We start from the raw sequence: 13,050 nt of genomic DNA, 5'->3' as shown, positions 1-13,050 counted from the left end.
TGTGAGCGCCGCCGTTTCCGTCTTGATCCGGCGTCACGGGATGCGGGCAATGACCTTTATCTCGAAATCGAAGCCGGCGAGCCAGTTGACGCCGATGGCGGTCCAGTTCGGATAAGGCGATTTGCTGAAAATCTCCTGCTTGACGGTCATGATCGTTCCGAACTGGTTTTCCGGGTCCGTATGGAACGTCGTGACGTCAACGATGTCGTCGAAGGTGCACCCCGCCGCCGCAAGTGTGGCCTTGAGATTTTCGAAGGCCAGCCGGACCTGCTGTTCAAAATCGGGTTCAGGCGTTCCATCGGCACGGCTGCCGACCTGGCCGGAAACGAAAAGAAGGTCGCCGGAGCGAATGGCGGCCGAATAGCCGTGTTCTTCGTAAAGCGCGTGCCTGTTGGCTGGGAAAATTGCTTCGCGTTCAGTCATCTAGCATCTCTCTTTGTGGCTTGAGTGGCCTTGACGAGCGAAGTGCTGCTTACAAAACTTCGAACGTCATTTGACATACGGTACGTATGCGAGATAGTGACGTACGCAGCGTATGTCAATTCAGATACGCAATGTATGTGAACTCCGTTGCATCGAGGTGCAATTTTTCAGAGCGTGAGATTTCCAGGATAAATGGGAGTGGGTGGATGTCCCCCTCCCGCCTTCCCTGCTGCTTATGGAAACAGGGCCGTTGCAAGCGTCGTCGGGCCGGGCCGGTTCAGCCTGAATTCGTGGATCACCCGTTCAGCAACACCATAGGCGAGTTCCTGTTCGATCGACTGATTGTCGAAGCTAACGACAGTGGCGGTGAATTTGGCCTCGGCGATGACTTCGCCCGTCGCTACGGCTGCGGCACGGACGATGACCTTGGCTGATGCCCGCTCTCCAAACAGGAAGGGCGCGCGTTTGACGGATGCAAGACGGATGGTCAGCACCACACGCGGTCTGGTCTCACCACGCGCCGTTATCTTGATCGCATTCTGGACCTGCGCATGGATGGACTGCATCAGTGCCGGCGCTACATCTGGGCGTGCAGCGACAAACGCGCCGCGCACATCATAAAGCAGCCGGTCGGTGTTTGTCGCTTCCGGTTCCAGCCTGAAAGACATCAGCACGAAAGACGCCAGCACAAGAATGCCAAGGCGTTTCAGCGTGGTGGTCATGATCAGCGGCTCCCCTTACGTGAGGTAGCCGTATGTTCCGTGATTAGAGTTAGAAAAGCGTTAAGAAGCGCTCTTCAGCGACTCCAGCACGTTGAGCGCGGCGCGCATGTCGATGAGCCTGACGGCGCGGCGTTCCAGCGCCTCCTCGTCCTCGCCCCATTGCTCGGCGGTCCAATCCTCGTCCAGATGGGCGAGTGCCCAGGCCTCTTCCAGCGTCAGTTCCCCTTCTGCCAATGCCAGTGCCAGAATGGCGGAGCCGGTCAGAGACGTCATGGTGTGCAGCGCGGCGAGCGCAATCGGCGTATCGTATTTCTTCAGCGTCACAGCGAAGGCCGCGATGGCCTCGCGCGGTTGGTCGCGATGCATGACACCTTCGACGAGGATAAAGCGGGCGCCAAGTACATTGGTGGCCCAGTCCAGAACCGGATCCCAATAGTCCGTCTGCCGCGCAACCAGCGCTTCCGGATCGCCGGCGCGATAGCAGAGGAGATCGGACGAGGAAAAACGGAGTATGTCCTCGAAAACCGCCTGTGTGTCGCTGGCGATGCCATCGATGGCGGTATTCACATGCCGCGATACCGGCATGACGACCGGGTTCACCACTTCCTTCTGAGCATCCCATTCGTCGCGGAGCAGGTCGGCCAGCGCCCGCGAGGGTGCGACCAGCGGCTTCTTGGCCGGCGTGCGCAGCGGCTTGCCGTCGAGGAGGATGGTGAAACCGCCCTCTTCCACGTCAGCAACGGTGACATCCTTGTAGAACCGCTTCGGCAATGGTTTCTGCATCTGGATCTGCGCGCGCAGGATCGGGTCGGGGTGGCTGAGGCCCTCTGAAAGGTCGTTCAGGAGATCACGCATGGCACATCCTCGTCAGTCGGATAGAAAAGGTCATTCGGTAATGTCGGCCGGAACATAGGCCGGAATGTCGTTCGGATGGTTGACCACCGCATCGGCGCCCGCCTTCCAGAGGTCTTCGACCGAGGCATAACCCCAGGCGACGCCGATGGCTTTTGCACCAGCCGCTTTCGCCATCTGCATGTCATAGATCGCGTCACCAATGACGATAGTATCGGCCGGAACCATGCCGGTTTCGTGGCAGCACTCCATCACCATTGCCGGGTGCGGCTTGGAGGGGCAGTCATCCGCCGTGCGCGAAACGATGAAATGATCGGCAAAGCCATGGGTTTCCAGAATTTGGGTGAGCCCACGCCGGCCCTTGCCGGTGACAGCGCCGATCAGCACGTCATCCCGCTTCGACAGCATATCGATCAAAGAGGCTATGCCATCGAAAAGCGGAGTTGCGTTTTCGAAACGTTCTCTCAGCGGATGATAGTTCTCTTTATAGCGCAGCGCCATGGCCGCCGCTTCGTCGTCCACATGGGCCCTGCCCAGCATGCGGGCGATGGCGATATCCAGCGTCAGCCCGATGATCGCCTTGGTCTCGGATATATCAGGCCGCGGTTTTCCAAAATCGGCAAAGGTCTCGGACATGACGGCATGGATCAGGCCGGCGCTGTCCACCAGTGTGCCGTCGCAATCGAAAAGGACGAGTTTCATCTGTTGTCAGTCTTCCCTATCGCCATCGGCCACGTCGAGGCCGAGCAGGTTCCAGGTCTGTACCATGTGCGGCGGCAAGGGTGCGCTGACGCGAAGCCGGCCGCCGTTCGGATGCGGTATGTCGATATGGCGGGCATGCAGGTGCAGTCGCTTCTGTACGCCGCCCGGGAAATCCCAGTTCGGATCGTCAATGTAATATTTGGGATCGCCGATAATCGGATGTCCCATATGCAGTGCGTGAACGCGAAGCTGGTGGGTGCGGCCGGTATAGGGTTCCATTTCCAGCCAGGCGAGGTTCTGCGCGGCGGTGTCGATGACACGGTAGTAGGAAATGGCGTGGTCGGCCCCCTCCTCGCCGTGTTTGGCGATACGCATGCGGTCACCGTCGGGGGTCTGTTCCTTGACCAGCCAGGTGGAAATCTTGTCCTGATGTTTGCGCGGCACGCCACGAACAAGCGCCCAATAGGTCTTTTTGGTGTCGCGCTCGCGGAAGGCGGCCGTCAGCTTCTGCGCGGCACCACGGGTGCGGGCAACCACCAGCACGCCTGACGTGTCACGGTCCAGACGGTGCACCAGACGCGGCTTTTCGCCCTTCGGGCTGGTCCATGCTTCCAGAAGACCGTCAATATGACGGTTGACGCCGGAACCACCCTGCACGGCAATGCCAGCGGGCTTGTTGAATACGAGGACCTTGTCATCTTCATGCAGCAGCATGCGTGCCAGAAGCTCGCCGTCTGCCGAATGTTTGAGATCCTTCGATCCGATCGGACCGGTCTTGGTCTTCATATCGGAATCGACCGGCGGCACACGCACCATCTGTCCCGGCTGCACTCGCGCATCCGTCTTCACCCGGCCGCCATCCACACGCACCTGGCCGGAGCGCAGCAGCTTTTGCAGCTGCCCGAAACCGAGCCCCGGATAGTGAATCTTGAACCAGCGATCGAGGCGCATACCGGCCTCGTCGGCCTCGACCTTGATATGCTCGATACCTGCCATGAAATTTCCAGTCTCTCTGTCTTGATCGCGCGCTCTGTTCGTCGGCGCGCCGTTTGGTTCAAGCCTTTAGAACAAGTTGCGGCCCAAGGCCAGCCCGGCGAAAACCGCAGCGATGGAAACCACAAGGCTTGCAAGGATGTAAAAGGCCGAAAGGCCGAGTGCACCACGCTCGAAAAGCGAAACCGCATCCAGCGAGAAGGACGAGAATGTGGTGAACCCGCCAAGCACGCCGGTGACGAGAAACAGACGCATTTCAATGGACGCGTTCAACCGCCGCGCCACAAGTTCGACCAGCAGACCGATCAGGAAAGACCCGACGATATTAACCGCGAGCGTTCCCCAGGGGAAATTCGGACCTGCCAGCCGCATGCTCCAGACGCCGACCAGATAACGGAATACGGAACCGATTGCGCCGCCTGTCGCGACAAGAGCGATATTGATCATGGAAATGATGTCTCCGGAGTTTGCCGGACCGGGCAGTCCAACGCATTTCTAGACCAAGGAAACCGCCGGCGAAACCCCTTCGCCGGGTGCCTTCATCCATTAAAATACGATTAAATTGCAGCGTCGCGATTTAGCCTTCCAACAAGATGCGGGTGCTAATATTCGGTTTTCAGGGTCGCAAAGATGGCCGGGGGTTGAATGACACAGGTTCTTTCTGTTTCTGCAAATACGGCAGCCTATGCGCTGGAAGCGGTAAAGCCATCGCAGCGCGTTCCGCGCAAAACGGAAATCGAAGACGCTATTCACGAGTTGGCGCGTAAGGCCGAACGCGGTGAAGATTTCCAGCTTCGCGGCATGATGACCGTGATCAAGCCACCGGCCCTGGCGCTTTATTTCCTCACCGCTGCCAGTCAGCGCCAGGAACCGCAGGCGACGCTGGAGCAGGCCGTCGAGGCATATGAGGAAAACAACTTCCCACAGAAGTCCAAAAATGATATTCTATATCAAAGCGATATATAGATATCTTAATTCTGTTTCTTATTTTCCATGCTTGCAAAGCCGACACCCGCGTTCAGTCTGGTGTCAGCTTTATTTTCTAGATATTTTTCGACCGAGTTCCGGAAAATCGTGATGGTAAGTGCCATCGCCTTTTCCATCACGGCGCTGAAAAACAAATACAATGTGTGAGACATCTTGCGGCTACCGGACCTGTCACGCGTTCCGGTAGCCGTTTTTCTTCCGTCAATTATGCTGATGATCGGTGCCGCCCTTGGCTGCGCCCGCGGAGAGCACGATCTCTACCTTGCCGGCCTTCTCAAAGACCAACGTCACCGGCACCTTGTCGCCTTCGGCAAAGGGTTTCTTCACATTGAAGAACATCATGTGCAGGCCGCCGGGCTTCAGTTCCACCGTTTGGCCGGCGGGAATGACGATACCCTCATCCAGCTTGCGCATTTTCATGACGTCGTTGACCATGGCCATCTCGTGGATTTCAGCGCGGCCGGCGGCTGAGGATTCGATACCGACCAGCTTGTCGTCGCTGTCGCCGGTGTTCTTGATGGTCACGTAACCGCCACCAACCGGTTGACCCGGCAGCATGGCCTTGGTCGCGCCATCAGACACTTCGAGGTTGCCGACCTTCACGACATCCATATCCATGCTCATGCCGGAATGATCATGCCCGCCCGGATGCGCCTTGGCAGCGACCTTGATGGTCGGCGCCGGGCTTTTCAGCGAATGCGGATCGACGCCAGCGGCTGCGACCTCATCCCAGGAGACCTTGCCCTTGTCGCCGCAGAGCTGCGTCACCTTGAAAGGCAGATCCTGCCCGACTTCGACGCCGGAGATTTTGCCCTGCACGGCGAAGGTGTCATAGAACTCGTCCGGCAGGTCGCCACCCTTCCAGCGGACCTCGACAGCCCCACTCGCGATGTCCTTGCCGTGGTTCTTGTAGGTCTTCTGGTACTCGCCCTTGATGATTTCCAGCTCCCAGCCGGCCTTGGGCTGCGGCTTGGCGGAAATGAAGCCTTCCGGCAGCTTGATCTGCACTTCCGTGGTGGCAAGCCCGCCATCGCAGCCATGCGGCACCTGGAGGGCGGCAACGATGGTGCTGTCCTGTTCGGCCGAGCCGTCCACGAATGTGGCGTGCGCAAAAGCCGGCGCGGTCGAAACCGATGCTACGAAGAGAGTGCAGGTGATGATCTTGGTGGTTTTCATTTGTCTGTCCCTGCGACTGCGCCCCCTGGGGCTCCGCAGCCGCTCCGTGCCACCGATAGGCGGCGATGATCCCGTAATGTGAAAAATCAGGAGGACAGGGCGGGCGGACCACGCGCGGACGGTTGTTGGATCGTCAGGACGGAGTGCACGCTCCATTCGGCGGACAGACGGTTGTCGAGCCAGGCGAATTCTTTCTTCAGCCAGCCTTCCATATCGGGCATCGGCAGAAGAATGGAAGATGCCAGCAGGCAGGCTTCGCAGAAGAGGATAGCGTCGCCCGAATGGGCCGGGCCGTCCTTGGTGTGGGAGGCATTCACCCCACCGACGTGGCCGAGGCAAATCTCGGCAAAGGTGCCATCCGGCAGCCGGTAGCTCTCGTCGAGGACGACCTGTGGGCTAACTGCAAGCGCCGGCTTGTGCGCAAAACCGAGCGACAACATCAGGGTCGCGCAGAAAATGCGAAGCATCTTCTCCATCCCTGTCAGCCGTCGTTTTCGATTTGCGTCCATGTCCTAGGCGATATCCCGCTTTCCTGCCGATTTCAAAGGGGAATTTTGCCGCAGGCTTGATCGTTGCAAGGGAACGATCGACGCGACGCGGCATTTTCCTTGCAAAGCCATTGTTTCAAAGGAGGCAGACATGCCAGCAAAATCGAAAGCCCAGCAGAAAGCGGCGGGTGCCGCGCTCGCCGCCAAACGCGGTGAAGTGAAAAAATCCAGTTTACAAGGCGCTTCAAAAAGCATGGAGAAGTCCATGACAGAAAAGGAACTTGAGGATTTTGCATCGACAAAACGCAAGGGCTTGCCGGAGAAAAAATCCGACTAGCTACGCCTCGTCGTTGGAGCCTCGGTCTGGTCGCTGAAACGCCTCGTTGCGTCCGTGAGAACCCCGCCAACCCGCTTTCTATGACGAAGGTCGGATGGGCACACAGACGCGGCCTCGAAACCGCTATACGGGACGGCTGAGATGACGATGGCGCAGATGGAGCAAGAATCTGTTCAGATGCGTCATTTGGTCCTTGCCAATAGCGGGGCTTCGAAGATAATGAGCGTCGCATCATCGTTGGGAGAAACCGCTTCATTGCGGTGCCGAAGGAGCAACCGCCCCGGAAACTCTCAGGCAAAAGGACCAGCGATGACGACGGAACTCTGGAGAGAAGCCACCTTGACTAAAGGACGGCTCGCCGAAGGGATAACAATCTCAGGCGACAAGGACAGAGGGGGCTCTTGAACCGGCGCTTTCGCGCCATGACCTGAGCCCGCGCGATTGTTCGCGTAACCCTGGAGGCGTCCTTGGACGATACCGCCGCGCTGAAAACCACGCCGCTGCATTCCCTGCACACATCGCTTGGCGCCCGTATGGTGCCTTTCGCCGGTTACGACATGCCTGTGCAATATCCGGCCGGCGTGCTGAAGGAACATCTTCAGACCCGCACCTCCGCCGGTCTGTTTGACGTGTCCCACATGGGCCAGGTGATCCTGAAGGCGAGGTCCGGCAACAATGAAGATGCCGCACGCGCGCTCGAAAAGCTGGTGCCGGTCGATATTTTCGGTCTCAAGGAAGGCCGCCAGCGCTACGGTTTCTTCACAGACGACAACGGCAACATTCTCGACGATCTGATGATCACCAATCGTGGCGATCATCTTTTCGTCGTCGTCAATGCTTCCTGCAAGGATGCCGATGTCGCCCATATGAAGGCGCATCTTTCCGATACCTGCGAGATCACTCTTCTCGTTGACCGCGCCCTGATCGCGCTGCAGGGACCGCGCGCCGAAGCGGTGCTTGCAGAACTGTGGGCTGGCGTTTCCGAGATGAAGTTCATGGACGTGCAGGGAGTACCGCTGCATGATGTGCCCTGCATCGTTTCCCGTTCCGGCTACTCCGGAGAAGACGGCTTTGAAATTTCGGTGCCCGCGGACAAGGCTGAGGAAATCGCCAAAGCCCTGCTCGAACATCCTGATTGCGAGCCGATCGGGCTTGGCGCGCGTGACAGCCTGCGCCTGGAAGCGGGCCTTTGTCTTTATGGTAACGATATCGACACCACGACCTCCCCCATCGAAGCCTCGCTCGAATGGGCGATCCAGAAGGCGCGCCGCGCCGGCGGTGAACGCGAAGGCGGTTTTCCGGGTGCAGAACGCATTCTCCGCGAGCTCAAGGACGGCACATCGCGCCGCCGTGTCGGTCTGAAGCCGGAAGGCAAGGCCCCGGTGCGCGGCCATTCGAAGCTTTTTGCGGATGCCGAAGGCGTGACGGAAATCGGCGAAGTGACGTCCGGCGGTTTCGGCCCCTCGGTCGAAGGCCCTGTCGCCATGGGATACGTGCCTGTTTCCTACGCGGCTCCCGGTACGGCGATCTTTGCGGAAGTGCGCGGCAAATATCTGCCCGTCACCGTCGCCGCCCTGCCCTTCATCAAGCCCACCTACAAACGCTAATCCTCATTCCATCTCCGGAGAGAACACGATGCTGAAATTTACCGCAGAACACGAATGGCTGAAGTTCGAAGGCGATATCGCCACCGTCGGCATCACCAGCCACGCCGCTGAACAGCTTGGCGATCTCGTTTTTGTCGAGCTGCCGGAAGTGGGCGCAACCTTCGCCAAGGATGGCGATGCTGCGACCGTGGAATCCGTCAAGGCGGCGTCCGACGTCTATTGTCCGCTGGATGGCGAAGTGGTCGAAATCAACCAGGCCATCGTTGATGACCCCTCGCTGGTCAATTCCGATCCGCAGGGTGCCGGCTGGTTCTTCAAGCTGAAGCTTTCCAATGCCGCGGATGCCGAGACACTGCTCGATGAAGCAGCCTACAAGGAGCTGATCGCGTAATGACGACGCCCACGGAATTCCATTTCACCGACTATCAGCCCTATGATTTCGCCAACCGGCGTCACATCGGGCCGTCGCCGTCGGAAATGGCGGAGATGCTGAAGGTCGTCGGCTATAAGAGCCTCGACGCCCTGATCGACGCCACCGTTCCCTCCTCCATCCGCCAGAAGGTGCCGCTCACTTGGGGTGCGGCGCTGACCGAACGCGAGGCGCTGGATCGTCTTCGCGAAACGGCCAACAAGAACCAAGTCCTGACCTCGCTGATCGGCCAGGGCTATTACGGCACCATCACACCGCCGGTCATCCAGCGCAATATTCTGGAAAACCCGGCCTGGTACACGGCCTATACGCCTTACCAGCCGGAAATCAGCCAGGGCCGTCTTGAGGCGCTGCTGAATTACCAGACCATGGTCTGCGATCTGACCGGTCTCGATGTCGCCAATGCATCGCTGCTTGATGAAGCGACGGCCGCCGCCGAAGCCATGGCCATGTGCCAGCGCGTTGCCAAGTCCAAGGCGACTGCCTTCTTCGTAGATGCCAATTGTCATCCGCAGACCATCGCGCTGATCGAGACCCGTGCGGCCCCGCTCGGCTGGAAGGTGATTATCGGCAACCCGTTCACCGATCTCGATCCGGTCGACGTGTTTGGCGCGATCTTCCAGTATCCCGGCACCCACGGCCATGTCAGCGATTTCACAGGCCTGATTTCCCGCCTGCATCAGACGGGTGCGATTGCCGCCGTCGCCGCCGATCTTCTGGCGCTGACGCTCTTGAAGTCTCCAGGCGAAATGGGTGCTGACATCGCCATCGGCACCTCGCAGCGTTTCGGCGTTCCGGTCGGTTACGGCGGTCCGCATGCTGCTTACATGTCCGTCAAAGACGCACATAAGCGCTCCATGCCCGGCCGTCTGGTCGGCGTCTCGGTCGACGCACGCGGAAACCGCGCCTATCGCCTGTCGTTGCAGACCCGCGAGCAACATATCCGCCGCGAGAAGGCGACGTCGAATATCTGCACCGCGCAGGTGCTGCTCGCCGTCATGGCCTCCATGTATGGCGTCTTCCACGGCCCGCAGGGCATCAAGGCGATTGCCCAGCAGACCCACCAGAAGGCCGTTTTGATGGCCAAGGGTCTGGAAAAGCTCGGCTACACCATCGAGCCGGAAACCTTCTTCGACACGATCACCGTCGAAGTCGGCCACATGCAGGGCGTCATCCTGCGCTCTGCCGTAGCGGAAGGTGTCAACCTGCGCAAGGTCGGCGCCACCAAGATCGGCATGAGCCTTGACGAGCGCACGCGCCCCGCGACGCTTGAGGCCGTCTGGCGTGCTTTCGGCGGCAATTTCTCGATTTCGGATTTCGAGCCGGACTATCGCCTGCCGAAGGATCTGCTGCGGACCAGCCAGTACATGACGCATCCGATCTTCCACATGAACCGTGCCGAAAGCGAGATGACACGTTACATCCGCCGTCTTTCGGATCGCGATCTGGCGCTCGACCGCTCGATGATCCCGCTTGGTTCCTGCACCATGAAACTGAACGCCACGGCGGAAATGCTGCCGATCACCTGGCCGGAATTTTCCGACATCCATCCCTTTGTGCCGGCCAATCAGGCGCTCGGTTACAAGGAGATGATCGATGATCTCTCGGAAAAGCTCTGCTCGGTGACCGGTTACGACGCCTTCTCCATGCAGCCGAATTCCGGCGCGCAAGGGGAATATGCGGGGCTTCTCACCATCCGCAACTATCATCTCGCCAATGGCGGCACGCATCGTGACGTCTGCCTCATTCCGACGTCGGCGCATGGCACCAACCCCGCCTCGGCGCAGATGGTCGGCATGAAAGTGGTGCCGGTGAAGGTGCGGGACAACGGTGACATCGATATCGATGATTTCCGTTTAAAAGCAGAGCAGTATGCGGAAAACCTCTCGTGCTGCATGATCACATATCCGTCGACCCACGGCGTGTTCGAAGAGACGGTTCGCGAAATCTGCGAGATCACCCACAAGCATGGCGGACAGGTCTATCTTGACGGCGCCAACATGAACGCCATGGTCGGCCTTGCCCGCCCGGGCGACATCGGCTCCGACGTCAGCCACCTCAACCTGCACAAGACCTTCTGCATTCCGCATGGCGGCGGCGGCCCGGGCATGGGCCCGATCGGCGTCAAGGCGCATCTGGCTCCCTTCCTTCCCGGCCATCCGACGACGGACGGTCGTGAGGGTGCGGTGTCTGCAGCCCCCTTCGGTTCGCCTTCCATCCTGCCGATCTCCTGGAGCTACTGCCTGATGATGGGCGGCGAAGGGCTGACGCAGGCGACCAAGGTGGCGATCCTCAACGCCAACTATATCGCCGAACGGCTGAAGGGCGCTTACGACGTGCTCTACAAGTCCGAGACCGGTCGCGTGGCGCATGAGTGCATCATCGACACACGACCGCTCGCGGATAGCTGCGGCGTGACGGTGGACGATGTTGCAAAACGCCTCATCGACTGCGGTTTCCATGCGCCGACCATGAGCTGGCCGGTGGCCGGCACGCTGATGATCGAGCCGACCGAATCCGAAACCAAAGCGGAAATCGACCGTTTCTGCGATGCCATGCTGGCGATCCGCGAGGAAGCCCGCGACATCGAGGAAGGCCGTGCGGACAAGAATAACAACCCGCTGAAGAACGCGCCGCACACGGTGGAAGACCTGGTCGGTGAATGGGATCGTCCCTATAGCCGCGAAAAGGGCTGCTTCCCGCCCGGCGCCTTCCGCATCGACAAATACTGGTCGCCGGTCAACCGCATCGACAATGTCTATGGCGACCGCAACCTGATCTGCACCTGCCCGCCGATGGAGGCTTATGCCGAGGCCGCAGAATAAGGCATCGCTGCAAACCAACATGCAAAGGCCCGGAGCGATCCGGGCCTTTTTCGTTACGGATAGTTTTGCGACCGCGCAGTCGTCTCTCTCACACGATTGATCTGCACACGTTGCATGCTAAACAGGGCGACGCGGTTAAGGGGATGAAATGGGAATGCGTCTGATTTGCCTGAATGGTTGGGGCGGAAAGCTTCATGACAAGCTCGTTCCCTATATTGCCTCATCCGACCCCGATATTTTATGCCTTCAGGAGGTGGTGCACACGCCGGCAGCTACGCAGGACTGGTTGAGCTATCGCGATCATGGCGTCGAGTTGCCGCAGCGGGCGAACTTCTTTCGCGATGTCGCCGAGGCCTTGCCGGACCATGTGGCGATATTCTGTCCCGCGGCGCAGGGCGACCTCTGGCAGGGCGAGACACGATACCCTTCCCAATTTGGCCTCGCGACCTTTGTTCGCAAATCCATCGCCATCATAGCGCAGGCGCAGGGTTTCGTGCACGGCGTCTTTTCGGCTGACGGATATGGCAATCATCCGCGATCACGCACAGCCCACGCCATCAGGGTTTTCGATTTTACGACCGGTCAGCCCGTCGTCATTGCCCATATGCATGGGCTGCGCGACCTCGAAGGCAAACATGATATCCCTGCCCGGCTGCACCAGGCAAAACGTCTTGTGCAATTCGTCAAGAATATCGCGGAGGATGGCGACCGGGTCATCGTCTGTGGCGATTTCAACGTTCTGCCTGATAGCAGGACCTTCGCCGTGTTGAATGAGCTTGATCTTGTCGAGCTCGTTACGACCCGCGGTTTCACCGATACCCGCACCTCGCATTATGCCAAACCGAACAGATATGCGGATTACCTGTTGGTCAATCCGGCCGTCAAGGTCAGTCAATTCGACGTCGTAAGACAGCCGGAAGTCTCGGATCATTGCCCCTTGCTGCTTGAATTCAGCTGAAGAGCCGGACGCGGCACTGGGGCCGCTTGTCAGCGCACCAGCCGGATGTCGCTCGTCACCACCGTCTTGCCGGTCCTGCCGTCCTTATCGGTGGTGCGCAGCCGCAGGCCGTTGGCTCCGACCTTTTCAATGGTCATGGCGGCAATGCGGTCGCCGTTGATGTCGCGGTTCCATCGCACCGTCAGGTTGATTGCGTTTCCTTGCCTTGTGCCGGAAAGCGCGGATGGCCGGCCGGAAGGGCCGGTATAGGCACCACTATAGCGTCCGCCCTTCTCCGAGAGATCGGCCGCTATTGCACGCTTGACCACGAGAAGGCCCCGGCAAGTACCGGACATGTTGAGCGACGATGCTCCCGCATTGGAATTCAGCGTGCAACTCACATTGATCGGCGGTGTGCCGATGCGGGTAATCACTGTTCCCTTGCCCGCCCATGTGCCTTTCAGCGACGAGAGGAATGCGCGTTCATCCGCATGTGCTGGCTGCGTGCCGAGCAGTCCGGCCGAAAATAAAAGTGCAAAAGCCTTGGTCTTCATGGCGAGTATCCATTTTT

At 59.3% G+C, this 13,050-nt stretch carries 15 protein-coding genes and 1 riboswitch; of the genes, 6 read left to right on the top strand and 9 right to left on the bottom strand.

Annotation, left to right across the window (positions count from 1 at the left end; translation table 11 throughout):
- Positions 1 to 33: 33 nt before the first annotated feature.
- From ATU_RS07265 to crcB, 6 genes are all read right to left on the bottom strand, one after another.
- Entirely contained in the window at positions 34 to 423 is a 390-nt protein-coding gene (locus ATU_RS07265; protein ID WP_006315324.1) for a RidA family protein, read from the bottom strand.
- Positions 424 to 656: 233 nt separating this feature from the next.
- The gene (locus ATU_RS07260) at positions 657 to 1,145 is read right to left on the bottom strand and encodes a hypothetical protein (protein ID WP_010971650.1); all 489 of its coding nucleotides are present in this window, start codon (positions 1,143 to 1,145) and stop codon (positions 657 to 659) included.
- A gap of 60 nt (positions 1,146 to 1,205) precedes the next feature.
- Positions 1,206 to 2,000 (bottom strand): ATP12 family chaperone protein, encoded by a 795-nt coding sequence (locus ATU_RS07255; RefSeq protein WP_010971649.1) that lies wholly within the window; start codon positions 1,998 to 2,000, stop codon positions 1,206 to 1,208.
- 30 nt (positions 2,001 to 2,030) lie between these two features.
- A complete protein-coding gene (locus ATU_RS07250) occupies positions 2,031 to 2,699 on the bottom strand; it encodes an HAD family hydrolase (RefSeq protein WP_010971648.1) in 669 nt (222 codons plus the stop codon).
- Positions 2,700 to 2,705: 6 nt separating this feature from the next.
- Positions 2,706 to 3,695 carry an RluA family pseudouridine synthase gene (locus ATU_RS07245; RefSeq protein WP_010971647.1) on the bottom strand — a complete coding sequence of 330 codons (990 nt, stop codon included), beginning with the start codon at positions 3,693 to 3,695 and terminating at the stop codon, positions 2,706 to 2,708.
- 66 nt (positions 3,696 to 3,761) lie between these two features.
- Entirely contained in the window at positions 3,762 to 4,139 is a 378-nt protein-coding gene (crcB, locus tag ATU_RS07240) for a fluoride efflux transporter CrcB (protein ID WP_010971646.1), read from the bottom strand.
- Positions 4,140 to 4,337: 198 nt separating this feature from the next.
- Here crcB and ATU_RS07235 point away from each other — a divergent pair, with 198 nt between their 5' ends.
- Entirely contained in the window at positions 4,338 to 4,658 is a 321-nt protein-coding gene (locus ATU_RS07235) for a hypothetical protein (protein ID WP_010971645.1), read from the top strand.
- A 222-nt stretch (positions 4,659 to 4,880) separates the two neighbouring features.
- Here the strand turns inward: ATU_RS07235 and ATU_RS07230 are convergent, their stop codons facing one another.
- Together ATU_RS07230 and ATU_RS07225 are read right to left on the bottom strand one after the other, a co-directional pair.
- Entirely contained in the window at positions 4,881 to 5,855 is a 975-nt protein-coding gene (locus ATU_RS07230; protein WP_010971644.1) for a copper chaperone PCu(A)C domain-containing protein, read from the bottom strand.
- A gap of 86 nt (positions 5,856 to 5,941) precedes the next feature.
- On the bottom strand, positions 5,942 to 6,322 hold the full coding sequence (locus ATU_RS07225; protein ID WP_010971643.1) for a hypothetical protein: 381 nt from the start codon (positions 6,320 to 6,322) through the stop codon (positions 5,942 to 5,944).
- Positions 6,323 to 6,494: 172 nt separating this feature from the next.
- Between ATU_RS07225 and ATU_RS07220 the strand changes: the two genes are divergently transcribed.
- From ATU_RS07220 to ATU_RS07200, 5 genes are all read left to right on the top strand, one after another.
- Positions 6,495 to 6,680, top strand: coding sequence for a DUF3008 family protein (locus ATU_RS07220; RefSeq protein ID WP_006315333.1), 186 nt, complete (start codon positions 6,495 to 6,497; stop codon positions 6,678 to 6,680).
- A gap of 228 nt (positions 6,681 to 6,908) precedes the next feature.
- Positions 6,909 to 6,996: riboswitch (glycine riboswitch) on the top strand.
- 151 nt (positions 6,997 to 7,147) lie between these two features.
- On the top strand, positions 7,148 to 8,287 hold the full coding sequence (gene gcvT / locus ATU_RS07215; protein ID WP_035256640.1) for a glycine cleavage system aminomethyltransferase GcvT: 1,140 nt from the start codon (positions 7,148 to 7,150) through the stop codon (positions 8,285 to 8,287).
- Between the two features lie 28 nt (positions 8,288 to 8,315).
- Positions 8,316 to 8,678 (top strand): glycine cleavage system protein GcvH, encoded by a 363-nt coding sequence (gene gcvH, locus ATU_RS07210; protein ID WP_010971640.1) that lies wholly within the window; start codon positions 8,316 to 8,318, stop codon positions 8,676 to 8,678.
- The gene (gene gcvP / locus ATU_RS07205; RefSeq protein WP_010971639.1) at positions 8,678 to 11,542 is read left to right on the top strand and encodes an aminomethyl-transferring glycine dehydrogenase; all 2,865 of its coding nucleotides are present in this window, start codon (positions 8,678 to 8,680) and stop codon (positions 11,540 to 11,542) included. The genes gcvH and gcvP overlap by 1 nt, the downstream gene beginning before the upstream one ends.
- 154 nt (positions 11,543 to 11,696) lie before the next feature.
- Positions 11,697 to 12,500, top strand: coding sequence for an endonuclease/exonuclease/phosphatase family protein (locus tag ATU_RS07200; protein WP_035256635.1), 804 nt, complete (start codon positions 11,697 to 11,699; stop codon positions 12,498 to 12,500).
- Positions 12,501 to 12,529: 29 nt separating this feature from the next.
- Here the strand turns inward: ATU_RS07200 and ATU_RS07195 are convergent, their stop codons facing one another.
- Positions 12,530 to 13,033: a hypothetical protein gene (locus tag ATU_RS07195; protein WP_010971637.1), complete on the bottom strand. Its 504-nt coding sequence runs from the start codon at positions 13,031 to 13,033 to the stop codon at positions 12,530 to 12,532.
- Between the last annotated feature and the right edge of the window lie 17 nt (positions 13,034 to 13,050).

The sequence above is a fragment of the Agrobacterium fabrum str. C58 genome, from assembly GCF_000092025.1.
Taxonomy (GTDB): domain Bacteria; phylum Pseudomonadota; class Alphaproteobacteria; order Rhizobiales; family Rhizobiaceae; genus Agrobacterium; species Agrobacterium fabrum.
The sequence above is the reverse complement of the archived record's forward strand: the minus strand, read 5'-3'. Positions and strand labels throughout refer to the sequence as shown.

Excerpts from the sequence above, each read along its gene's own strand:
- ATU_RS07265 (WP_006315324.1), bottom strand. The coding sequence starts at position 423 with ATGACTGAACGCGAAGCAATTTTCCCAGCCAACAGGCACGCGCTTTAC.
- ATU_RS07260 (WP_010971650.1), bottom strand. The coding sequence starts at position 1,145 with ATGACCACCACGCTGAAACGCCTTGGCATTCTTGTGCTGGCGTCTTTC.
- ATU_RS07255 (WP_010971649.1), bottom strand. The coding sequence starts at position 2,000 with ATGCGTGATCTCCTGAACGACCTTTCAGAGGGCCTCAGCCACCCCGAC.
- ATU_RS07250 (WP_010971648.1), bottom strand. The coding sequence starts at position 2,699 with ATGAAACTCGTCCTTTTCGATTGCGACGGCACACTGGTGGACAGCGCC.
- ATU_RS07245 (WP_010971647.1), bottom strand. The coding sequence starts at position 3,695 with ATGGCAGGTATCGAGCATATCAAGGTCGAGGCCGACGAGGCCGGTATG.
- crcB (WP_010971646.1), bottom strand. The coding sequence starts at position 4,139 with ATGATCAATATCGCTCTTGTCGCGACAGGCGGCGCAATCGGTTCCGTA.
- ATU_RS07235 (WP_010971645.1), top strand. The coding sequence starts at position 4,338 with ATGACACAGGTTCTTTCTGTTTCTGCAAATACGGCAGCCTATGCGCTG.
- ATU_RS07230 (WP_010971644.1), bottom strand. The coding sequence starts at position 5,855 with ATGAAAACCACCAAGATCATCACCTGCACTCTCTTCGTAGCATCGGTT.
- ATU_RS07225 (WP_010971643.1), bottom strand. The coding sequence starts at position 6,322 with ATGCTTCGCATTTTCTGCGCGACCCTGATGTTGTCGCTCGGTTTTGCG.
- ATU_RS07220 (WP_006315333.1), top strand. The coding sequence starts at position 6,495 with ATGCCAGCAAAATCGAAAGCCCAGCAGAAAGCGGCGGGTGCCGCGCTC.
- gcvH (WP_010971640.1), top strand. The coding sequence starts at position 8,316 with ATGCTGAAATTTACCGCAGAACACGAATGGCTGAAGTTCGAAGGCGAT.
- gcvP (WP_010971639.1), top strand. The coding sequence starts at position 8,678 with ATGACGACGCCCACGGAATTCCATTTCACCGACTATCAGCCCTATGAT.
- ATU_RS07200 (WP_035256635.1), top strand. The coding sequence starts at position 11,697 with ATGCGTCTGATTTGCCTGAATGGTTGGGGCGGAAAGCTTCATGACAAG.
- ATU_RS07195 (WP_010971637.1), bottom strand. The coding sequence starts at position 13,033 with ATGAAGACCAAGGCTTTTGCACTTTTATTTTCGGCCGGACTGCTCGGC.